General features: G+C 68.4%; 17 protein-coding genes. 7 read left to right on the forward strand and 10 right to left on the reverse strand.

The window, feature by feature from the left end; translation table 11 throughout:
* Position 1: 1 nt before the first annotated feature.
* Together RL72_RS12370 and RL72_RS12375 are read right to left on the reverse strand one after the other, a co-directional pair.
* The gene (locus RL72_RS12370) at positions 2–1,804 is read right to left on the reverse strand and encodes a glycosyltransferase (protein WP_052674370.1); all 1,803 of its coding nucleotides are present in this window, start codon (positions 1,802–1,804) and stop codon (positions 2–4) included.
* Complete coding sequence (locus RL72_RS12375) at positions 1,794–2,693, reverse strand: glycosyltransferase family 2 protein (RefSeq protein WP_052674372.1); 900 nt, start codon at positions 2,691–2,693, stop codon at positions 1,794–1,796. Before RL72_RS12375 ends, RL72_RS12370 begins: the two co-directional genes overlap by 11 nt.
* A gap of 87 nt (positions 2,694–2,780) precedes the next feature.
* On the opposite strand from RL72_RS12375, the gene RL72_RS12380 reads away from it, so the two are divergent.
* Complete coding sequence (locus RL72_RS12380) at positions 2,781–4,922, forward strand: glycosyltransferase (protein WP_045251162.1); 2,142 nt, start codon at positions 2,781–2,783, stop codon at positions 4,920–4,922.
* Positions 4,923–4,929: 7 nt separating this feature from the next.
* Here RL72_RS12380 and RL72_RS12385 read toward each other — a convergent pair whose 3' ends face one another.
* Complete coding sequence (locus RL72_RS12385; protein ID WP_156156795.1) at positions 4,930–6,666, reverse strand: DUF6798 domain-containing protein; 1,737 nt, start codon at positions 6,664–6,666, stop codon at positions 4,930–4,932.
* A 285-nt stretch (positions 6,667–6,951) separates the two neighbouring features.
* Between RL72_RS12385 and RL72_RS19240 the strand changes: the two genes are divergently transcribed.
* On the forward strand, positions 6,952–8,814 hold the full coding sequence (locus tag RL72_RS19240) for a glycosyltransferase (protein ID WP_052674374.1): 1,863 nt from the start codon (positions 6,952–6,954) through the stop codon (positions 8,812–8,814).
* 12 nt (positions 8,815–8,826) lie between these two features.
* Here RL72_RS19240 and RL72_RS12395 read toward each other — a convergent pair whose 3' ends face one another.
* Genes RL72_RS12395 through RL72_RS12405 form a run of 3 tightly spaced genes read right to left on the reverse strand, consistent with a single transcriptional unit; the run spans position 8,827 to position 13,159 of the window.
* Entirely contained in the window at positions 8,827–10,059 is a 1,233-nt protein-coding gene (locus RL72_RS12395; RefSeq protein ID WP_139168347.1) for an alginate O-acetyltransferase AlgX-related protein, read from the reverse strand.
* A complete protein-coding gene (locus RL72_RS12400) occupies positions 10,056–11,288 on the reverse strand; it encodes an acyltransferase family protein (protein WP_045251165.1) in 1,233 nt (410 codons plus the stop codon). The genes RL72_RS12395 and RL72_RS12400 overlap by 4 nt, the downstream gene beginning before the upstream one ends.
* Positions 11,285–13,159: a rhamnan synthesis F family protein gene (locus RL72_RS12405; protein WP_045251166.1), complete on the reverse strand. Its 1,875-nt coding sequence runs from the start codon at positions 13,157–13,159 to the stop codon at positions 11,285–11,287. The genes RL72_RS12400 and RL72_RS12405 overlap by 4 nt, the downstream gene beginning before the upstream one ends.
* 176 nt (positions 13,160–13,335) lie before the next feature.
* Here RL72_RS12405 and RL72_RS12410 point away from each other — a divergent pair, with 176 nt between their 5' ends.
* Positions 13,336–14,703: a glycosyltransferase family 4 protein gene (locus RL72_RS12410; protein ID WP_045251167.1), complete on the forward strand. Its 1,368-nt coding sequence runs from the start codon at positions 13,336–13,338 to the stop codon at positions 14,701–14,703.
* Positions 14,704–14,729: 26 nt separating this feature from the next.
* Here RL72_RS12410 and RL72_RS12415 read toward each other — a convergent pair whose 3' ends face one another.
* Both RL72_RS12415 and RL72_RS12420 read right to left on the reverse strand, forming a co-directional pair.
* Entirely contained in the window at positions 14,730–15,929 is a 1,200-nt protein-coding gene (locus tag RL72_RS12415) for an ABC transporter ATP-binding protein (RefSeq protein ID WP_045251168.1), read from the reverse strand.
* The gene (locus RL72_RS12420; RefSeq protein WP_045251169.1) at positions 15,929–16,843 is read right to left on the reverse strand and encodes an ABC transporter permease; all 915 of its coding nucleotides are present in this window, start codon (positions 16,841–16,843) and stop codon (positions 15,929–15,931) included. The genes RL72_RS12415 and RL72_RS12420 overlap by 1 nt, the downstream gene beginning before the upstream one ends.
* A gap of 146 nt (positions 16,844–16,989) precedes the next feature.
* On the opposite strand from RL72_RS12420, the gene RL72_RS12425 reads away from it, so the two are divergent.
* Positions 16,990–17,835, forward strand: a complete 846-nt coding sequence (locus RL72_RS12425; RefSeq protein WP_045251170.1) for an NAD-dependent epimerase/dehydratase family protein — start codon at positions 16,990–16,992, stop codon at positions 17,833–17,835.
* 19 nt (positions 17,836–17,854) lie between these two features.
* Here RL72_RS12425 and rfbA read toward each other — a convergent pair whose 3' ends face one another.
* Both rfbA and RL72_RS20580 read right to left on the reverse strand, forming a co-directional pair.
* Entirely contained in the window at positions 17,855–18,730 is an 876-nt protein-coding gene (rfbA, locus tag RL72_RS12430; RefSeq protein WP_045251171.1) for a glucose-1-phosphate thymidylyltransferase RfbA, read from the reverse strand.
* Positions 18,731–18,789: 59 nt separating this feature from the next.
* Positions 18,790–19,509 (reverse strand): acyl-ACP--UDP-N-acetylglucosamine O-acyltransferase family protein, encoded by a 720-nt coding sequence (locus RL72_RS20580; protein ID WP_045251172.1) that lies wholly within the window; start codon positions 19,507–19,509, stop codon positions 18,790–18,792.
* Positions 19,510–19,609: 100 nt separating this feature from the next.
* Here RL72_RS20580 and RL72_RS12440 point away from each other — a divergent pair, with 100 nt between their 5' ends.
* Genes RL72_RS12440 through RL72_RS12450 form a run of 3 tightly spaced genes read left to right on the forward strand, consistent with a single transcriptional unit; the run spans position 19,610 to position 22,094 of the window.
* Entirely contained in the window at positions 19,610–20,716 is a 1,107-nt protein-coding gene (locus RL72_RS12440; protein WP_045251173.1) for a DegT/DnrJ/EryC1/StrS family aminotransferase, read from the forward strand.
* A complete protein-coding gene (locus RL72_RS12445; protein ID WP_082072365.1) occupies positions 20,713–21,675 on the forward strand; it encodes a Gfo/Idh/MocA family protein in 963 nt (320 codons plus the stop codon). Before RL72_RS12440 ends, RL72_RS12445 begins: the two co-directional genes overlap by 4 nt.
* The gene (locus RL72_RS12450; RefSeq protein WP_052674377.1) at positions 21,672–22,094 is read left to right on the forward strand and encodes a GtrA family protein; all 423 of its coding nucleotides are present in this window, start codon (positions 21,672–21,674) and stop codon (positions 22,092–22,094) included. The genes RL72_RS12445 and RL72_RS12450 overlap by 4 nt, the downstream gene beginning before the upstream one ends.
* Positions 22,095–22,106: the final 12 nt, after the last annotated feature.

Consider the following 22,106-nt stretch of genomic DNA (forward strand, 5'->3'; position numbering starts at 1 on the left):
CTCATTCCGCTTCGGAGTAGATCCCTCGCCAGAACGGCTCCCCGGCGAGTTCCCGTGCGGCTTCGCGATAGCGGCGGGAGAGCGCCCGCCAGGACCACCACAGCCGGAGCCGGAGCCCGGCAGAGCGACGGAGCAGTGCCAGCGCCTCGGACCGCGAGCGATGCAGCAGGAAGGAGCCGGATCCTGACGCGCTGCGCAGCCGCGCGTCGTCGAGGAGTCCCAGCCGCCACCATTTGCCCGATGCTCTCTGCACCGTCTCGGCCGGACGGCTGAGCGGTCTGACGGGCGCAAGCTGATGCAGCAGCACTCGCGTCAGCCGTCGCGCCTGAGCGATCGCACCCCGCGGAGCGGACTGCTCGCGGTGCGGCGCAGGCGTTTCCTGCGCAGGATCGTCGGGACGGACCGCTTGACCCGCATCGGCGAGGATCCGCTGCGCGCGTGCCCGCCCGCCTCGCAGAGTCGCGGACAGGTGCTCCGGCCCGGACAGGACGTCCTCCAGGGCGACGTTGCGCAACCGGCCCGATCCGTACTGCAGGCAGAGCACATGGTTGACGTCCTGCGTCCAGGTCGCCCAGAGCACCCGCCGGGGGCGCCGCTCGTGCACGAGGGCCGTGACCAGTCTGTTGCGCAGCTGGAAGTACGCCTGCCAATCCAGCCCGTCGTCCTTCGAGGTCCACGGGACGTGCCACAGGGCGACCCCCGGAATCGTGAGCGTGCGGTGGCCGGCGGCGGCTGCGCGCAGACCGAATTCCGCGTCGTCCCACTTGATGAAGAGCGGCAACGAGGCACCGACCGCTCGCACCACCTGCGTGGGCACGAGGCACATCCACCATCCGTTGAAGTCGACGGGGCGGAAACGCCGCAGACCGGGCGTGCTCTCCAGAGGATGCGCCGCGAGGTCGGCGGCCGACAGCTCGGGTTCGGTCGAATGCCACCACATCCGCGACCGATCCATCTGCTCCCCCATCGAGTGCAGCACGGTGGGTTCGAGCATGCTCAGCATCTGGGCCCCGAGCAGCGGGTCGCCGACCGCCGTCGATGCGAGCGCGTGCAGGCGCCGAATCGACTCCGGCTCGATCCGCACATCGTCGTCCAGCAGCAGCACGTGGGTCGCTCCGGTCCCCAGGGCCTCGAGCATGCCGCGGCTGAAGCCGCCGGAGCCTCCGAGATTCTCCTGGACGATCACCCGCAGCGGCACGCCGTTGCGAAGAGGCCCGTCCGGCGCGTGCGGGCCGATCGGATCCGTCCCCTGGTCCACGACGACGACATGCGCCAGGACGTCCGTCAGCTCCGCGTCCCCCAGGGCGTGAAGGAGCAGCGCGCAGTCGTCGACGCGGTTCATCGTCGTGATCGCCACGTCCATCCGCACCGGACGCGCCGGAGCGTCGATCCGCCACTCGGCGTCGAACACCCGGACCGTCTCCCGCCCCGTCTCGACCTCCAGCCAGATCCAGGTCAGGCCCTGCGGAAGGACCGCGTCGAGCACGAGCACTCCTGAACCCCGAGACTCGGCGAGCGTGTACGGCGCACCGTCGGCGGTGACGCCGCGAAGACGGTGCACCCCGGCGCCCTCCGCGCTCAGGTGCAGTGCGACGCGGTCGATGCCCGTCGCAGAGGCCCAGATCCCTGCAGGGAACGCGTTGAAATAGGTAGCGAACGAGGCGCTCACGCCCGGAGGAATGCGGACCGCGCGTCGGCCCTCCACGACGACGGGGCCACGCACGTACAGCGGGCCGGCATCGGCGGCGATGCCGTCGACGGGGAACACCAGGCGCTGGGCGACGACCCCGGTCTCAGCGGCCACGGAACCGGCGCCATCCTCGCCGGGCGACCTCTGTCGCCCTCTGGCCGAGCGAGGTGCGCTCAGACAGCTGGCGGTCGACCTCGTCCTGGATGTAGCGCGCGAGGTACAGCATCAGGCCGTCGCCGTGTGCCGCGGCGAAGGCCCGCAGCGCCTCGTCGCGGATCATGCGGTCGTACTTGTCGTGCTCGTCCGCCAGCGCGAACATGCTGTTGCCGAGGATCCCCTCGACCCCGCGACGCTGCATCCAGTACGCACCGACCCGGTCTCGCAGGTATCCGATCGGGTGCAGCCGCAGCACACGGAGGTTGAACTCCCAGTCCTCGGCCGCGTGCACATCCTCCCGATAGAGCCCGACCTCGTCGTGCAGCGCACGACGGTAGACGTAGGCGATCGGGACGAATCGGTTGACCTGGAGCATGTCGGCGTATGTGACGCGAGTCATCTCGCCCCAGAACGGCTCGCGTCCGGTCTCGATCAGCCGCTCTCCGTCGATGCGCTCGTAGACGATCTCGGTCCGGGTCACGACCCCCGCGTCCTCGGGAGTGCGGTCGAGCCATGAGACCGCGTCGGCCAGGAAATGCGGCGCCCAGAGATCGTCGTCGTCGTGGAGCACGACGAACTCGGTGGACAGCGCCTGCACACCCGCGTTCGCCGCCGCCGAGCGGCCCAGCCCGGTGGTGCGGTGGATCACCGACGCCCGGGGGCCGAGCTCCGAAGACAGCGCCGCCACGATCCGGTCCACCGGCGCGGGGTCTCCCCCGTCGTTCACCACGACCACGGACCAGTCGGCGAAGCTCTGCCGGGCGATGTCGTGCAGCGCCCGCTCCAGGAAGACCGGCCGGTCCTTGGTCCTGACGACGACACCGACACGAGCGGACGTTTCAGGCAAGAGATCTCCTGTGGGAACCGGGGCTTCGATGCTCGAAGGCTACCATCTCCCGTTGTCGCGGCCCCGGGAGCGCCTAGACTCCGAAGGATGCTGACCCGCCTCCGAGGACTCTGGCGCGCCGCGCGCTCTCTCCCCGTTCTCCGCCCCCTGCTGGGCGTCGCAGACCGGCTCTGGTGGGCGCGCACGATCCGCCGTGCGGACATCGTCGACACCCGGTTCGCGGCGGGCCAGCTCGGGCGGCCGGTCACGGACCGGCAAGCCGTCCGCGCCTACGTGCGGGGAGGCTTCCGGTCGGGTCTGACGCTCAATCCCCTGTTCGCGGAGCGTCTCGTATCGCGACAGCTGCCGGACGCGGATCGGGTGCCCGCGATGTACGCCTATCTGATCGCGGATCAGCGCGACCTCGAGACATCCCTGGCCTGGGATGCGCCGTCGTATGCACGATCCGACCGGTTCCGTCCCGGAACCCCGGGCGGAGTGCTCGGGAGCGCCTGGCGCGTGCTGCGGTCAGGCGGGACGATCGTCCTGCGCGGCGGAGGCTCCGCCGACCTCGGCGCGCTGCATGCCGCGGCGCTCGGGACGGCGAGCCCCGCGCGCCCCGCGGCGGACACCGTGCCGCACACGGTGCTGCACTGGCAGCTCGACGGGGACGACGCGGACGGCGAGGGCCTGCGCGGCGCTCTCGGCGTCCTCCGGGACGACGAGGTCGCGAGCGACGGCCTGCGCGTGATCCTGGAGCTGACGAACGCACCGCACGACGTCGGCATGCTCACCGGCCCGCTGCCTCTGGGCGACCCGCGCATCCGCGTCTTGCGGTACCCGCCCGCCGATGCAGAGCCCGCCGAGTCCCCCGCGGACGCGGTGATCGTCCGCCGAACGCCGGGCGCCGCCGTCACCGCAGAGACGATCCGCCGCCTCGTGACCGCCGCACGCCGAGGTCCTGTCGCGCCGGTGTGGATCTCCCCCGCGGGCGCGGTGGCCTCGGCGGGCCTCCTCTCCCTGGACGGCCGGGTCTACCGGGCGCTGCAGGACTTCCCTCGCGAGGACGCCGTGGCCACGGGCGATGAGCTCCTCGTGGCCGCGCTGGACTCCCCCGTCGTCGCCGCGATCGCCGGCGACCGTCGTCCGCCGCGTACGCTGCTCGGCGAGAGCGTCATCGGGCCGCGAGCGGACCGAGCGCCGACCACGGAGGATCTCCCGGAATCTCCGCCTCCGACGCTCTCCCCCCGTGGTCTGCGCCACGCGGGCTGGACCGCAGGCGGCGGCACCGCCCGGCCGCGGTACGTCAAGGATCGCGCGACCGTCTCGCTTCCCGATGGCAGTGCCGCCCCGCGTCTGCGCTGGGCGATCAAGACCGCAGCCCCCGCGGGGCCGCAGGGCGAGTCCTGGGGGGAGACGCATTTCGCCCGTTCGCTCGCCGCCGCGCTCGAACGACTCGGCCAATACGTCGCCGTCGACTCCCGCCCTGCGCTCGACCGCGCGTCGTCCGAGTACGACGATGTCGTGCTGTGCCTGCGCGGCCCCCATCCCCTGCCTGCGCCGGACGTTCCGCACCGGCTGCTCTGGATCATCAGCCACCCGGACGAGGTCACCGGCGAGGAGGTCGCCGGATACGACCGCGTCTTCGCCGGTTCGGCGGCGTGGGCGCAGGAGGCCGCCGCGCGGTTCGACGTGCCGATCGAGCCGCTCCTGCAGTGCACAGACGCGCTCCGGTTCCGGCCCTCGGGAACCGCCCGAGGCGACGACCTGGTCTTCGTCGGCACCGCGCGCGGGATCGCGCGTCCCGCGGTCGTCGTGCCGCTGCAGGCCGGTCGGCATGTCCGCGTGTACGGGCCGGACTGGCGGGGCTACATCCCGGGTTCGGCGATCGTCGCGACGCACGTGCCGAACGGAGAGCTCCCTGCGCTGTACGAGTCGGCCGGGGCCGTTCTCAACGACCACTGGCCCGCGATGCGCCGCGAGGGGTTCATCTCGAACCGTCTCTACGACGTCGTCGCTGCGGGCGGTCGCGCGATCAGCGACCACGTCGACGGCATCGAGGCGATCTTCGGGAGGGCCGTGCGCACGTTCCGGGACGACGAGGAGCTCGTCGCCCTGACCGCGCCGCCGCTGGACCGGCATTTCCCGCCGGGATCGGAGCTCGTCGAGATCTCGGAGCGGATCCGCCGCGAGCACTCGTTCGACGCTCGCGCGCGAACCCTGCTCGACGCGGTCCTCGCCCGCCGGTGACGCTCGGTCAGCGAGGGCGGCGCATCAGGTCCGCACCGGTCGAGCCGACGGGCGAGACGACGTGCGTCCATCCCTTGGCCTCAAGGTCGTCCATCGTGTGGGGGACGCCCGGATTGACCAGGATGAAGTCCGAGGAGTAGGTGTCGGCGATCCCGATCAACTGGTCCGCGGAGAGGGTGTTGTAGAGCAGCGGTCCCGGTGCGACGCACTGCTGGAAGCCGCCGAGGTCCTCGATCCGCTTCTGCCACTCCCGCCACGGCGCGCCGCCGTACGGAACGTCCTTGCAGTCCACGACCACGGCCCGTTGCGTGACGAGCTTCGCCCATTCGTCCCGGGGGGACGCGACGATCACGTCTCCGGACGGGACCACGTCCCGCACCTCCTTGCCCCATTCCTGCAGCTCCGTGCTCCCGATGAAGGTGAAGTTCGGCGCGCGGAGAACCATGCCTCCGTTCACCGCGCTGAGCAGCACGACGAGGAGCCCGCTGGAGATCGTGACGAGCCTCAGGTCGGCGTCGTCGACCCCTCGCCGGTGACGCGCGACGAGATACCAGGCGAACGGGACGAGCAGCGCCAACCCCAGCAGGATCGCCCTCGTCCTCGACGGAGCAGGCAGGTACGGCGTGTACAGCACCGCGATCCAGGCGACGCCCCAGATGCCTGCAATGATCAGCAGGCGCCATCCTCGCGCACGCGTGAGGAGGGGAGCGAACGCTCCCCAGATGGCGAACGGGAGGAGCACGGCGGCGAGGCGGTACACGTTCACCCCCTGCGCGAGGGTGCCGAGCAACGGGATGCGCAGCAGATCGACGAGGAATCCGCCGGAGTACCCCAGCAGCGCGAGCCCCACGGTCGTCAGCCACAGCCAGCGCTTCGCGGCGGGCACCAGGAAGACGCTGAGCGCGCAGAGCACGATCATCCCGATCGACGAAGCGATCTCCTTCCCCGTCCACAGATGGGCGGCGCAGTGATAGGGGATGATCTTGTCGCAGATCTGCACGAAGTCCTGCAGGTTCGAGGCGACCGGCCGGATGATGAGCCCGAACGCGACGAACCCTCCCGTGAGCACCAGTGCGACGGACATGGCCCGGTCGAGCCTGCGCTCGCGGATCGCCGTCGAGATCAGCATGGCGACGAGCAGCACCAGCACGATGGATCCTTGCTGCACGTGCAGGATCGCGATGAGCGGAGCGACGACGATCACGATGAGCCGGCGCTCGCAGAGCATGGCCGCGAGAACGAGATAGATCAGGTTCGCGGACTGCACCGCCGGAAGCGCCATCGCGATGAGCGGTGACCCCGTCCCGCCCATCATCCAGGGCATCACAGCCATGACGAGCGTGACGGCGATGCCCATGGCCCAGGGAGCACCGGGGACGAAACGGTGGGCCAGGAGCGAGGTCGCCGCGCCCGCCGCAAGGAGGCCCGCCATCCACAGCAGGGCGTACACGGCGGAGAGCGCACCGAGGGATTCGCCCATCATCGTGATCAGATCGAAGAACCAGTGCGGCTGCGGTGCGGCCTGCATGAACCAGTCGTTCTTGAAGGCGTCCGGGTGCACCCAGCTCAAGCCCTCGGGCGACAACACGAAGTGGTCGCCGGTTCCTGCGACGTAGCCGCCCCCCGCTGTGCTCCAGACCCCCAGGATGCCCATGAGCGCCGCGAGCACCAGTGGAAGCAGGATCCGGCTGACGCGGGGGCTGATGAGAGCGCGCGACGGCACCGAAAGCTGTTCTCCAGGCATGTTGATCCCTCGCTGTGCAGGTGGACTCCGCAGAATGACGACCGCTCGCGCGGACGCCCCGCCTGAGCAGGGGATGGCGGCGCGCGTGACACAGCCGGTCCTCATCCTAACGTCCCTCCCCCGTCGGACCGTCGAGGACGTGTTCCGAGCCGCACCGCCGCGATCGCGTCGCAGCGATGCGTCCCTGCCCTTGGCCGTGCGGCTCCCGGCGCCGCCGCACAGTACTGTATTGGGGTGAGTAGTGTGCGACATGGTGGCCGTCATCCTCTGATCCGGGCAGATGACATGCTCCCCTGGCCCCGCTCGACCTCCGCACTGCTGATCGCCGTGGGAGCGGCGCTCGCAGCACTGTCCTTCGTCGTCGTGCTCGCGATGCCGCGCCTTCCGCTGCCGGGGGCAGACGCCGCCCCGTGGTCGGAGGCCACCGCCGCGACCGGGGGTCTCGGCGGCATCGACCTCCTGGAGCGCTTCCTCACCTCGATCGCGGGAACGGCGGCCGTCGCGGACGGGCTCGCCCTCGCGCAGGCGCTCGTCCTCGCCCTGCCGTTGCTGTGGCTGCCGGTCGCCGTGGCAAGGGTGTTCCGGCGTGCCAGAGCGGGGTATGCGCTGATCCTCGCACCGCCGCTGCTGTGGCTTCTCAACAACGGCACGATCCTGATCGGAACGCAGTTCGGTCTCGTGAACGACGCGAGTCCGCTCCGCGTCCCGGCGTCACACGGCATCGCCGGCTCGCTCGTCTTCCTGACCCTTTCTCTCGGCCTGCTCTTCAGCACCTACCGGATGAGCGGCTGGCGGCTGACCGCCGCCGTGCTGCTGCTGGTCGCCGCGACGCTGCTGACCGGGATGTTCGGCTGGCTGAACGGCGTCGTCTCGGCGACCGCGCTCGGTGTCGTCCTCGCACGCAGCACGCCTCGCCGGCTGCGCGTGCGCGCACCGTTCGGGCTGCTCGCCGCGGTCCTCCTCGCGGCGCTCGCGGTCGCCGCCCACGCCGCGGTCGCCGCTGATCCGAGCACCCCCGCCGTCGTCCACCCCTCCGGCGATGTCCTGCGCGGACTGCTCGCGACCCTGAAGCAGTTCGGGGCGATGCTGATCTTCGTGATCGTCGGGCTGCTCCTGGCGTTCACCCGCCGCGCGCCGCAGCGCCGCTCACTGGTCGCCGGCGTGCTGATCGCCAGCCCGGCCGTCATCGCCGGGCTGGTCTACCCCGCCGTCACGGCGCCCAACCTCTACACGTTCACGCTGCTGTCGGCGGCTCTCGGCTACCTGGTCCTGATCGCCCTCGGCGCCCTCGCCTGGTCGATCACGTCCATGCCTGCGCACGTCCGCGCGATCGAGCGCTCGCGGGTCAGCGGCCGAGGTCCGCACGACCTCTCGACCGCCTCGATGCGGCCGCCCGTCGGGCTGAGCGTCGTGGTCCCCACGCGCAACGGGACCGACGTGCTCGAAGAGACTCTCGATGCGCTCGGACGGGCGCTGAGCGCCGACGACGAGGTCATCGTCGTGGAGAACGGCTCCACGGACGGCACGACCGACATGGTGCGCGACATCCAGTCCCGCTGGCCGTACAGCGCAGAGCTGATACTGCGTCATTCCCCGCCCGGGCTCGGCGAAGCCCTGCGTGTGGGAACGCTCGCGACCCGTGGGGAGCGGCTGCTGCTCACCGCAGACGATCTGCCCTTCGGGTTCACGGATCTCGACGGGTTCCGGCGGCTCGATCCCTCGACGATCGTCGCCATCGGGTCCAAGGCGCATCCCGAGTCCGACGTCGTCCGCAGCAGGACGCGCACGATCCAGTCGCGCATCTTCCGGTTCCTTCGCTCCGCCCTCTTGCAGTCACGCGTCGGCGACAGCCAGGGCACCCTTTGGGTGGACGGCGAATGGGGGCGTTCCTTCGCCCGTGTCTCGCGGGAGAGCGGGCTCATGTGGACCACGGAGCTGGTGCTCGCCGCAGAGCAGCAGCGCAACATCGTCGCCGAGGTCCCCGTCGCCCTTGCCCCTCGGCATGAGACCGGCGCGAGCCGATTCCGCCTCGGTGACGCATGGCGCTCGTTCGTCGGATTCACCCGCCTCGCCGTCTACAAGGACGACTACTGCAACGAGGACTGGATCCGCTCCACGCGACCCGAGCTGAGCGCTGCGGACCGCTGAGCGCACGTCACGCTAGCCCGCCGGGAGAGTCGGCGGGGCCTGCGAGAAGTAGCGCTCGGTGAAGACGTAGAGGACCGTGTCGGCCCCGCACTTCTTCGCCGCAGCGGCGACGTCGGGACGCTGGCTGCTGCTCTTGTCTCCGTAGTCGAGGTTGTGACGAATCTGGCACGTGCTCTGGAACGCCTGCGCCCAGGTCGGCGCGAGGGCCTCACCCGTCGAGTCGCGCACGATCAGCGCGCGCCCGGCACCGGACTCGCTCTCGGTCTGGGCAGGAAGATCGAGCATCCCCACCGCTCCGTCCGCGGGCCCGGCCTTCTTCTTCCCGTCGGCCCCGGTGATGACGGACTTCACCGATCCGTGCTCGCCGGCTGTCACCGGGATCGTCCAGTCGTTCGGCGTCGACGAATCCCCATACGGGGTGAACTCGTTCGCCGCGGCGACGCGCTGCACACCTGTCACAGCCGGAACCTGGATCTTCGACCACACCGAACCCGGGTACAGGTCCGCAGCGCACGCGACGGTCTGACGCCACGCGGAGTACGCCCCGTACGGCGTCCAATGCGAATTGACGGCGGAGTAGACGGGGGCGGTCTGCTTCGCCTGCTGCAGCGCATCTCTCACATCGACCACGGGCAGGTCACCGGTGTGCTGCAGGAACTGCTCCAGGTGGGTGCGTCCCTGCAGGTCCTGAGTCCACTCGGGGAGCTCCTCGCGGTAGAGCTCCCACTTTGCGGGCGCCACCACGATCACGAGGTTCCGCCCGTCCTCGCGCAGCTGCTTGTCGAGACCGTCGAAATAGGTCACCCACTGGGCGAGCTGCGGATCGAGCCACGGCGCCCTTCCGAGTGCCTGGGAGAAGTTCTGCGACTGGCCGTCCCCCCAGAAGTTGAAGCCGTCCCGCCCCTCGACCCGCATTCCCTGCACGTCCGGGTGCGCGGCGAACGCCGCTTCCGAGGCGGCGGTGCGCGGTCCGAGCCAGATATCCGAGGGATGGTCGGGGAACTGCGTGGATGTGCAGCTCGCCGGGAGCGAGGCCTGCTGGGAAGCCTGAGCCAGGACGCTCCTCTGCTGCTGAAGTGCCGCCTCATGCCGCGCGAACCGCGTGCCGGCACCGATCACGGCCAGGATCAGCACGACGACCATCAGCAGCGCCAGAGGAACGAAGTGCCAGATCCGGCGAGCTCTGGATCGCGGCTTGTCCTGCTCGACGGCGTGCACACTGTGCAGCGGAGTGCCACTGCTCACGACTCCGCTCCCCTCTCTGCGCGCAGCGTCTCGGCGAACCGGGTGGACGAGTAGTCCGGGTTGACGATCAGCCGTTTCACTCGCGACGTCAGCGGCGACAGCCGCTGGAAGAGACGGGCGAGCCAGCGCGGCGTCCAGTCCTTCAACGACATGGCCGGTTTCTCGATCAGATGCCACGAGAGGATCGCGAGGACGTGCACGACCACGACGATCGTGAGGTGATAGACGATCCAGCCGTGCTTCTGCAGCCCGAAATAGGTCGCGAGCGTCATGAGCGGCCAGGCATAGATGTAGATGCCGTACGAGAAGTCGCCGAACCGGGCCCAGCGGGTCAGGCGCAACCGGACGCCGCACCACATCAGGAAATAGAGGAATCCGTACTGGCCGACGACATTCCACCCGCCGAAGGCGTACGTGAAGAGCCCCAGCCCGAGCATGCCGAACGCGGCACGATCGTCGATCGGGATCTTGTCGCCGTGCAGGGCGAAGAGCATACCGAAGGCGTACGGCGCGAAGAACATCAGGATGAACGGGTCGGCGAACACGCGGTTCAGACCGGCGATGTTGCCCGCCCCCAGCCACTGCAGCGCGTTGAGACCGATCACGATGACCGCGAAGGCGGTGGCGAAGCGCTTGGACGCCAGAGCGCCGAAGAGGCCGAGGAGGCCCACGACGATGTAGCAGAGGAACTCGTAGGAGAGCGTCCACGCGGAGCCGTTCCAGTCCCGCACGCCATGGATCTGGAAGTAGGGCACGGTCTCGCCGAGTCCGGCGATGTTGCGCTGGTTGAGCACCAGGAACATGTTGTCGAAGAAGTAGGTCTTCGGCGATTCGATGACGGCGTTCCAATAGCCGTCGAATGTTCCGTGAACGGTCCGCCAGGCGATCGGCGCGAAGACGAGGACGGTGAGGATCAGGGAGGCCCAGAACGCGGGGAAGATGCGCAGGCACCGCCTCCACAGATACCGCCAGATCGTCGACCGCCCCATGCGCGACTTGGTGATGAGGAACCCGGAGAAGAAGAAGAACCCCGCTACCGCGACGCCGCCCAGGGACTGCTCGTGGGAGATCTGCACGCCGAGGTCCTCGCCGCCGTAGAACCCGGCGATCGGGCCCGCGTGCGAGAAGATCACCAGGAACGCCATGAGCCAACGCAGGAAGTCGAGCGAGTTCGCACGGGGATCGAACGCCTGCGCGACGCTCAGCGGCCCGCTGCGGGCGAGGCTCATGCGCGGTTCCGCTTCGGGGTGCGCACGGCCGGGCGCATACGTCGATACGCCTTGCGGCTCGCGTCATACACCGGGAAGAGCATGCGTGCGAGCGCGGGGAAGCGCATGTGCACGATGCGCTTGCTGAATCCCAGCACACTGTGCGCCTTGAGGCGCTCCAGGTAGGCGCCCTGCTGCACCGCGGCCCCCGGCAACCCCTCGCTGAAGTTCTGGAGCTTGTACTCGAGGAACGGGTAGTTGATCGAGGCGAGTTCCGTGCTCTGCACCGTGTAGACGGGCATGCCGGCGCCGAGCGAGGAATAGGTGAACAGGCGTTCGATCACGTGCGCGAGTGAGCCGTCGCTGTACGGCTGGTCCTCGAAATCCGACCAGGTCAGACCTGCGTCGACGAGCGTGCGCAGCGCGCGCGGACGCGCGATGAACATGGAGCCGTACGCGGAGAGCGGCGTCGATGCGTCCAGCGGCGTCTTGATCCCGAGCTGCTGGCACAGCCGGGCTGCGGGGCGCTTGTTGAGGTACCAGGCCTGCCCCATCGTGGGGAAGCCGATCTGGATGACCGGCGGGATGACCATGCCGATCTCCGGATGCCGGTCGAAGAGGCTCACGATGTTCGCGGCATAGTTCGGCGAATGCAGCAGGTTTCCGACCAGGTGGCGCTTGAACCAGCCCCCTGCCACGGCTCCGTCCTGCGGCGAGCGCTTCGAGTGCAGCTTCACGACGATGTCGTAGTCCTCCCGCAGGACATCCGCGCACGTGAGCAGGAAGGCCGAGATGTCTCGACCGGCGTTGGATTCCGTGACGCGGACTTCGTAGGAGGGCACGCCGCGGGCCGCGAGAGCAGCCTCGAGGAAGCCACGCTTCTGCTCCGTGTCGGTCGTCACGACGAGGTGGCGCTCGCACGGAAGGCGGTCGGCGTAGTCCACGAGTTCGTCGATCATGTCCTCGTAGTAGCAGTGGATCACCACCAGGGCGCGCATCGCGCGGGTGCGTTCCTGCTGCTCGGAGTCGATCTCCAGCGCATCGGAGTAGATCCGGTGCAGGGAGAAGTTCGTCGCGAGGACACGCGGCTCGACCGTGCGGGCGACGTTCTCCCAGATGAGCTCGAGCGGATAGTCGGACGTCCGTTCCAGGATGTCGATGACGTCGCGCCCGATGATCGCGTGATCCGAGAGGTAGAGCGGGTCGTGGAAGAACGTGCGTCGCTTCAGAATGGGGCACCGCTCGGCGGTGAGCTGCACGACATCCTCGAGGACCGGATTGCGGCTCGGGAAATCCGTGTAGCGATACACCACATCCCAGGTGAATCCCTGCTCTTCGAAATGCTTGGCGAAGCGGGCCTCGTGCCGGTCGATCGACTGCTCGTAGCTCGTGATCATCGGCATCGTCTCCCAGTACTGGCGGAACGCCTCCGACGCCAGCAGAGATTTGCGCACAGCCAGCCAGTGAGACTGGATGTGCCGCGGGAGCACGCCGCCACTGGCGAAGTGATGCGGGTCCACCTCGCCGTGCTCGGTGATTCCCCAGAAGTCGACGTCCCACGCGTCCGTCTTCTCGAACATCTCGGAGAACGGATAGACCGGACCGAAGAACGTGTAGTTCAGGAGGATGAGCTCGTCGTACTCGGCGAGACGGTCGAACCCGAAACGCTCCATCGCCTCCTTGTAGCCCCAGACGTCGAATCCGACGTTCTCGCGCTCCCAGACCTCGTCCGCGACGCGCTCGAGTTCGGCGCGACCGCTCTGCGAGACCGGTCCGTTCGAGATGACGATGACCTTCTCCACGTGCTCGTGGAGCTTCTCCAGGCAGTACGGGATGTAGCGATCGACGATCCCTTCTTTTTCCCAGAACAGGTAGAAGGCGATGCGCTTCACGGGGCTCCTCACGAACTGGACATTCCGGTCGAGTATACCCGCCGGTCCTGCGGATTCCCCGGGACCGGCACCGGGCACCGAGTAGGATGATTCGACTCATGGCTCGCGCCGCACCGCGTGGTCCTCCGATCATCCGGAGACAACGACGTCTTCCCCGAAGCCGAGAGAGCTCACCCATGCCAGACTCCCCTGCCGACCCGCTCGGCGCACAGCACGTCCTGATCGTCAGCCCCGACACGCTCGGCCGGAAGATGGGGGGCCCCGCGATCCGCGCCTGGGAGATGGCGAAGCGGCTGGCCGCCTTCGCTCCCGTGCGTCTCGTCTCCGTCAAGGAGGCGACGCTCGCGCATGAGGCGTTCGAGGTCCTCAGCGCGGACGACGACGAGCTGCGACGTCAGGTCGCGTGGGCGGATGTCGTCATCGCGCAGGGCGAGGTCTTCACGCTGCATCCGTGGCTGAACGAGACCGATGTGGTGATCGTCGCGGACGTCTACGACCCTCTGCACCTCGAAGCACTCGAGTCCGCGAGGGACGAGGGCCCCGAGGGCCGCCGGTTCCTCGTCGGCTACTGCGTCGACATGCTCTCGACACAGCTGCGTCGCGCGGACTTCGTGATCTGCGCCTCGGAGAAGCAGCGCGACTTCTGGCTCGGCCACCTCGGAGCTCTGGGCAGGATCTCCCCCGACGGCTACGACGACGATCACAGCCTCCGCAATCTGATCGATGTCGTGCCGTTCGGCGTCTCGGACGACCATCCCTCCCAGACACGGCACGGCATCCGCGACGCGGAGGACGGGATCGGCCCGGACGACAAGGTCGTCCTCTGGGGTGGCGGGGTGTACAACTGGTTCGACCCGCTGACCCTCATCCGCGCCGTGCATCAGCTGACACGGCGGCGCCCCGAGGTGAAGCTCTATTTCCTGGGCATGACCTACCCCAATCCCGCCGTGCGGGAATCACGGATGGCTGTCGAGGCGGTGCGGCTCGCCGACGAGCTCGGCCTCACCGGCACGCAGGTCTTCTTCAACACCGGCTGGACCGACTACGACGATCGCATCAACTTCCTGCTCGATGCCGACGTCGGCGTCAGCACGCACTTCGATCACATCGAGACGGCGTTCAGCTTCCGCACGCGGATCCTCGACTATCTCTGGGCGGGGCTGCCGATCATCGCGACCGACGGCGACGCCTTCGCCCCGATGATCCGGGACAACGGGCTGGGCCGGGTCGTCCCCGCGCAGGACGTCGGCGCACTCGTCGCCGCGCTCGAGGAGGTGCTCTTCGAGGCAGACGGCGCAGCGCTCAGGGAGAACGCCCGCGCCTTCGGGCGGACCATGTCGTGGGACAGATCGCTGCGGCCGCTCATCGAATTCTGCCGGAGCCCGCGGCACGCCGCCGACTTCTCTGCAGCGCTCGGCCTGCCGCCCGATGCGCACCACCTGCGCCACATCGAGGTGCTGGAGGCCAAGATCCTGCAGCTGGACGACGAGCTGAACCAGACCCGGGAACAGCTCTCATCGGCACGGAGACAGAACGGCCTCTGACGCCGGCGACCGCCGGTCTGCTCCGCTCAGGAGCCGACCGAGATCCGCGCGGTGACCAGCCCGAGGTTTGTCGTCTCGTCGCGCACGGTGAACATGCGTCCCTGCATCAGGATCGCGGAGTCGATGTCGATGACCTCGGAGACGTTCGCGTTCACGTAGTACTGGCCCGCGCCCAGATAGAGCTTCTCGATACGGAAGTCGACGTGCGAGTCCCCCGCGGCGACGGCCGGCAGAGTGATGCCGAGTCGTTCGGTGTTCGACGCGATCGTCATCTGCCCGAGAGTGTTGTCGATGCTGAAGCCGGCCGCCCACTGCGGCAGATCGCGACGCGCGCGAACATGGATGCGCAGCGTGAGAGGCTCCCCGACCGCGACGCTGTCGATCTCCTCGCCGAGCTCGTCGTGCAGCGTGATCCCCGTGATCTCGAGAGGATTCTCGTCCTGCTCGTCTTCGTGCAGCTCACCCAGCCGACGTCCTTCGAGGACGTTGCGCAGGGCCGCCACGCCCTGGTTCACGTCGCCGTCGAACACGACGGAGCCGTCCTTCAGGACCACCGCGCGATCGCACAGTTCCTGGACCTGGGAGGCGGAATGAGACACGAGGATGATGGTGCGTCCCTCGGAGCGGAACTGAGCGATGCGCTCCATGCACTTGCGCTGGAAGGCCTCGTCTCCGACGGCCAGCACCTCGTCGACGAGCAGCACATCAGGATCCGTGTGAATGGCGACCGCGAAGGCGAGGCGGACGAACATCCCGGAGGAATAGAACTTCACCTGGGTGTCGATGAACTCGCCGATGCCGCTGAACTCATGGATCGCCTCGAACTGTGCGTCGACCTGCTCGCGGCTCAACCCCAGGATGGCTGCGTTCAGGTAGACGTTCTCGCGCCCGCTGAGATCCGGATGGAAGCCCGCTCCCAGCTCCAGTAGCGCCGCCATCCGGCCGCGGCTGTAGATCGAGCCGCTCGTCGGCGCCACGATGCCCCCGATGAGCTTCAGCAGTGTGCTCTTGCCGGATCCGTTCGCACCCAGCAGGCCCACCGTGGTGCCCGCCTGGATCTCGAGCGTGATGCTGTCCACCGCGGTGAAGCGCTCTCGGTGCTCCTTGCCCAGGGAGCCGAAATGGACGACACGATCCTTGAGGGAGTTGTCCTTGCGGACCTGGAAGGTCTTGGAGACGTCCTCGACGCGAACGACGACGGGACCGGGGCGATTGGCGACGACCATCACAGCTCCTGTGCGAAGTTGCCCTGCAAGCGCTTGAACACTCGGTGGGCGAGAAAGACCAGCACGACGCCGATGAGGAAGGCGATGAGCATGCGCAGTCCGAGGTGGGTGGGATAGTCCGCCGGAGTGCCGCCGCCCCAGAAGGCGCGATGGAATCCGAGGACGCCGAGGGTGATCGGATTGTTCTGATAGATCTCGAACAGCCACGTCGGCAGGTGGAAGCTCTCGAACGCGCTGGTCACCATCTTCCAGGAGTAGACGATCGGAGACGCCCACATCGCGAGCATCACGACCAGGTCCAGGAGGTACTGCACGTCGCGCAGGTACACGTTGACCGCCGAGAGGCACAGGCCGAGCGCAAGCCCGTAGACGAGGATCAGCGCGACGGAGGGAAAGAACCACAGCATCTGGACGGGGTTCTCCGGAAGAGCCCCGAAGATCGCCGCCGCCAGGAGCAGGACGAGGCACTGCACCAGGAACATGAAGCCCGCACCGCCCATGCTCGCGAGAGGGAAGATCTCGCGAGGGAGGTAGATCTTCTTGACGAGGCCCGAGTTCGCCAGGATCGATCCCGTCGAGCTCACCACCATCTCGTTGAAGAAGCCGTAGAGGGTCAGCCCCGCGAAGAGATAGACCGCGAAGTCGGGCACTCCCTCCGCCGCGCGCAGGAACTTGCCCAGCACCACGAAGTACATCAGGAAGACGATGACCGGGCGGATCACGGTCCAGAGGAATCCGAGGACGCTGTCCCGATACCTCGCCTGAAGGTCTCGGCGCACCAGAAGCCGCAACAGCTCACGGCGCTGGAAGAGCTCGCGGATCTTGCCTCCGCGGACGTTCAGCTTCAGACCGGACGAATCCGTGCGCGTGAACGGCGCTTCCGCCAGCCGTGCGTATCGAAGTTCCGTTTCCACCGTGCTCCCACGTCGTCCGACATAACCTCCTCACCTTACTGCAGGCGGCTGTCAGAATCCCGGAGGCGGCCCCGTCCCGCGGATCCGGTACTCTCGTGACGACGTCCGCAGCTCGATGGACGTGGATTGGGAACGGTGGCGCCTACATGACCGACTCTCGCTCGCGCTTCGTGGTCACCGGTGCCGGCGGCTACCTGGGGCCCCATGTGGTCTCGGCCCTCGCAGACCGCGGTCACGAGGTCCTCGCCGTGGTCCGGCCTGGATCCTCCGCGCCGACCGATCCGCGCGCGACCAGGGTCGAGGCGGACATTCTCGCCTCCGACTTCGATGTCCGCACCTGGGGGGAGCCGCAGGGCATCGTCCACCTCGCCTGGCAGGACGGATTCACCCACAACTCCCCTGCTCACCTCGGACAGCTCTCCGCGCACTACCGGCTGCTCACCGCGGCCGCTGACGCCGGGTGCCCCCGGATCACCGCCCTCGGCACGATGCACGAAGTCGGGTACTGGGAGGGTGCGATCACCGCAGACACTCCGACGAACCCGCTCTCCCAGTACGGGGTGGCGAAGGACGCCCTCCGCCGCGCCCTTCCTCTCGCGCTGCCCGCCGAGACGAGCCTGGCCTGGGCACGGGCCTACTACATCTACGGCGACGACCGTCGCAGCAACTCGATCTTCCGCAAGCTGCTCGAGGCGTCCGACGCGGGAAGGACGAGCTTCCCCTTCACCTCCGGGAAGAACCGCTACGACTTCATCCGCGTCGAAGAGCTCGGGCGCCAGCTCGCCGCACTGACCGAAGCCGTCGACGTCACCGGCACGGTCAACTGCTGCACCGGCGAGCCGATCTCCCTCGCGGAGAAGGTGGAGCAGTTCATCGCGGAGAACCGTCTCGGGATCTCGCTGGAGTACGGCGCCTTCCCGGATCGGCCCTACGACTCCCCCGGTGTGTGGGGCGACGCCACCGTGATCCGCGAGGTGATGGCCCGGGGCTGAGCCGCCCGGGGCGATCCGCTCAGCGGCCTCGGCCGCGCGCGACGATGTCGAGCAGGTACTGGCCGTAACCGCTCTTCACCAGCGGCTCCGCGCGCTCACGCAGTTCGTCGTCGTCGAGGAACCCCATCCGCCACGCGACCTCCTCCGGGCAGCCGATCGAGAGACCCTGCCGCTTCTGGACGGTGCGGATGAACTCCGTGGCTTCGCCCAGGGAGTCGAAGGTGCCGGTGTCGAGCCACGCCGTGCCGCGAGGAAGGATCTGGACCTGCAGGTCGCCACGGTCCAGATACACGCGATTCAGGTCGGTGATCTCCAGCTCGCCACGCGCCGACGGCTTCAGGTCTCTGGCGATCTCGACGACGTCGTTGTCGTAGAAGTAGAGCCCGGGGATCGCGTAGTTGCTCTTGGGCTGCGCCGGCTTCTCCTCGATGGACAGCGCACGCCCCTGAGCATCGAACTCGACGACGCCGTACGCGGTGGGGTCCGCCACCCAGTATCCGAAGACCGCCGCGCCGCTGAGATCCGCGTACTCGCGCAGATGCGATCCCATTCCGGGGCCGTAGAAGATGTTGTCTCCGAGCACCAGCGCCGCGGTGTCGTTCCCGATGTGGTCGGCGCCGAGGGTGAACGCCTGCGCGAGGCCGTCAGGGGAATGCTGCTGGACGTACGTCAGGGACACGCCGAACCGCGAGCCGTCGCCCAGCAGTCGCTGGAACTGCTCCGCGTCGTGCGGAGTCGTGATGATCAGGATGTCGCGGATCCCGGCGAGCATCAGCGTGGACAGCGGGTAGTAGATCATCGGCTTGTCGTACACGGGCATGAGCTGCTTGGAGATGCCCAGGGTGATCGGATGAAGCCGCGAGCCGGTGCCGCCGGCCAGGATGATGCCACGCATCTGTCCAGTGTCATGCACGCCCGCGGATCTGACAAACCGATCCGCGGGGATCGATCCGATCAGCCTGCGGTCGCGCTGCGTCCCCGGACCCAGAGGTCCACCGCCTCGGCCAGCGCGGGGTCGCCGAGTGCTTCGAGCGTCGCCCCGGCCGACGCCGATGCCTGCGGGCCGGCGGCGTAGAGGCCGGTCAGCGCGCGGATGACGTCCTCGGCGACACCCGAGCGCTCCATGCCGATCACGTTCGCCCCGCGCACCGCCGCCGGCGAACCGAACGCCTTGGCGTAGGGGGGAAGGTCGCGGGTGACGACCGCACCCATCCCGATCATGCTCCCCCGTCCGATCGTGCGGAACTGATGGACGGAGGCGCCCAGGCCCAGGTTCGCGCCGGCACCGACTCGCACATGCCCGGCGAGCAGGACGCTCGACGCGAGCGTCACTCCGTCCTCGAGAGTGCAGTCGTGCGCGACGTACACCTGGTTCATGATGAACGCGTCGTCCCCCACCCGCGTCTGCGACTTCCAGCCCTGATGGATCTGGGCGTACTCGCGGATGGTGTTGCGATCGCCGATCACGACGCCTCCTCCCCGCGGATCACCGGCCTCACGGGGGTGCGGGAAGGATCGGACCTCGGGCGGGCAGCCGATCACGACGCCCGCGCCGATCCAGTTGCCGTCGCCCACCGTGACGGGCCCTTCGATGACCGCGAAGGGCCCGATCGTGTTCCCTGTGCCGAGCTCGACATCGGCCGAGATCACTGCGGTGGGATGGATCGTGTTCATCTGCGCCTCGCTGTCGTTGCTCGCGCCGGGCGGTAAGCTCGGAGCGTCCGTTATGCATCTGCTGCGTCAGCGATGCGCCGTTCTAGCAGTTCGAGAGCACATGATACCCATCACGCACGTCCGATTCGGAGCCGAAGAAGAAGCGCTCGTCCTCGAGGTGCTCCGGTCCGGTCTGATCGCACAAGGTCCGAAGGTCGCCCTCCTCGAGAAGGAGTTCTCCGAGCGCTACGGATCCAAGCATGCGGTCGCGGTGAACAACGGCACGACGGCTCTCATCGCAGCTCTGCAGGTCCTCGACCTCGAGCCCGGCGATGAGGTGATCACGACGCCTTTCACGTTCGTCGCGACGCTGAACGCGATCCTTCAGTCCGGTGCCACGGCGGTCTTCGCCGACGCCCGCGAGGACGACTTCAACATCGATCCGGACGCTCTCGCCGCGGCGGTCACCGATCGCACCCGTGTCGTCGCCCCGGTCCATCTGTATGGCCAGATGGCGGACATGGACCCGATCCAGGCGCTCGCGGACTCGCGCGGTCTGCGCATCCTCGAGGACTCGGCGCAGGCGCAGGGCGCGACGTATCGGGGTCGTTACGCCGGCTCCTACGGCCTGGGAACGTTCTCGTTCTACGCGACGAAGAACATGACGACCGGCGAGGGCGGCATGATCACGACCGATGACGACGCACTCGCCGACCGTCTCCGTCTGCTCCGCAATCAGGGCATGCGCGCGCGCTACCAGTACGAGATGGCAGGCAACAACTACCGCCTGACGGATCTCCAGGCCGCGCTGGCGCTCCCTCAGATCGCCCGCTACGAGGACACGGTGGCACGACGCCGTCACAACGCTGCACGGCTGTCCTCGATCCTCGACTCGGTCGCCGGCATCGAAGCGCCCCGAGAAGCCGAGGGCCGGGGTCACGTGTGGCACCAGTACACGATCCGCGTCACCGAGGAAGCCGGCATCACACGGGACGCGCTCGCGGCCGAGCTCACCGAGCGCGGTATCGGCAACGGCATCTACTACCCGAAGCTCACCTTCGACTACGACGCCTACCGGAACAACCCGCAGGTGCGGATCAGTGACGTCCCCGTGGCGGCGCGGCTCGCCGAGCAGGCGCTGTCGCTGCCGGTGCACGCAGCTCTGACGGACGACGAGCTCGACCAGGTCGCAGAGACTGTGGCGGCGATCGTGGCGGAGCGCGCATGAGCGTCGCGAAGAAGGCGGTGCTCGTCGGCGCGGGGAGCATGGGCTCTCACCATGCCCGCGTGATCAGCCAGTCCGAAGGCGCGGAACTCGCCGTGCTCGTGGATCCGCGCGAAGAGGTGGGGCGCGCCGTCGCCGAGCGCTTCGGCGCGACGTGGAGCCCCGAGCTCCCCGACCTGGGCGACTACGACGCGGTGGTCATCGCCGCCGCAACCGAGGCGCACCATGAACTCGCGATGCAGGTGCTGGCGCAGGATCGCCCGCTTCTCATCGAGAAGCCGGTCGCGGACAGCCTGCTGCGCACCGAGGAGATCCTCGATGTCGCGGAGCAGCGCGATCTGCCGATCATGTGCGGTCTTCTGGAGCGCTACAACCCGGCCGTGATCGCGGCGCGCGCTGCGATCAGCGAGCCCCTCCACGTCACTGCGACCCGTCATTCGCCGTATGCCCCGCGCATCAGGACCGGTGTCGCGTGGGACCTCCTCGTGCACGACGTCGATCTGGCGATCAACCTCATCGGCGGCCAGCCGGAGACGATCTCGTCCCGGCTGGGGTTCTTCCACCCGGAGTCCGCGACGGGCGCGGAGGATGTGGCTGCGACCATCCTCGGCTTCGACGGAGGCGCCGTGGCGCAGATCTCCGCCAGCCGCATCGGTCAGCACAAGGTGCGGACGCTCACGGTCCACGAGCTCGACCGCCTCATCGAGGTCGACCTCCTGCGCCGCAACCTCACGATCTACCGCCACGTCTCCGAGGCGTCCGTCGACGATGGTCCGAGCTACCGTCAGCAGACGATCATCGAGATCCCGGAGATCCCACCGGCACCGGAGCCGCTGACCGCGCAGTTCGCGCGTTTCCTCGAGGTGATCGACGGGCGCGTGGATGCCGCCGCCGAACGGCGCAGCATCCTGCCCTCGCACCAGGTGATCGACCACGTCATCGCGGAGCGGGCATCGGCATGACGGCCGCCCCGCCTCCGCGGACAGGTGCGTGGATCTCGTCCAGCCGTCGCAGCGCGATCCGATACCTCGTCGCCGGCGGTCTCGCCTTCCTCGTCGACCTCGGCCTGCTGGCCCTGTTCCATCAGGTCTTCGGATGGCCGACCTGGCTCGCAGCAGGGAGTGCCTTCGTCCTGAGCTTCGCGTTCACCTACACGATCCAGCGCTACTTCACATTCGAGTCGAACGCGCCGCATGGGCGCACGCTCCTGAAGTACACCGCGCTCGTCGTGTTCAACACGCTCGCCACGGCGGCGATCGTCGCGTTGATCGACATGACCCCGGCCGGCTGGGCCGTGGGCAAGGTCGTCGCGACAGCTGCAACCACCATCTGGAACTACTTCGCGTACCGGTACTGGGTCTTCGCCGACCGCAGCCGCTGAAAGAGAGTCAAC

The organism is Microbacterium azadirachtae (genome assembly GCF_000956545.1).
Taxonomy (GTDB): domain Bacteria; phylum Actinomycetota; class Actinomycetes; order Actinomycetales; family Microbacteriaceae; genus Microbacterium; species Microbacterium azadirachtae.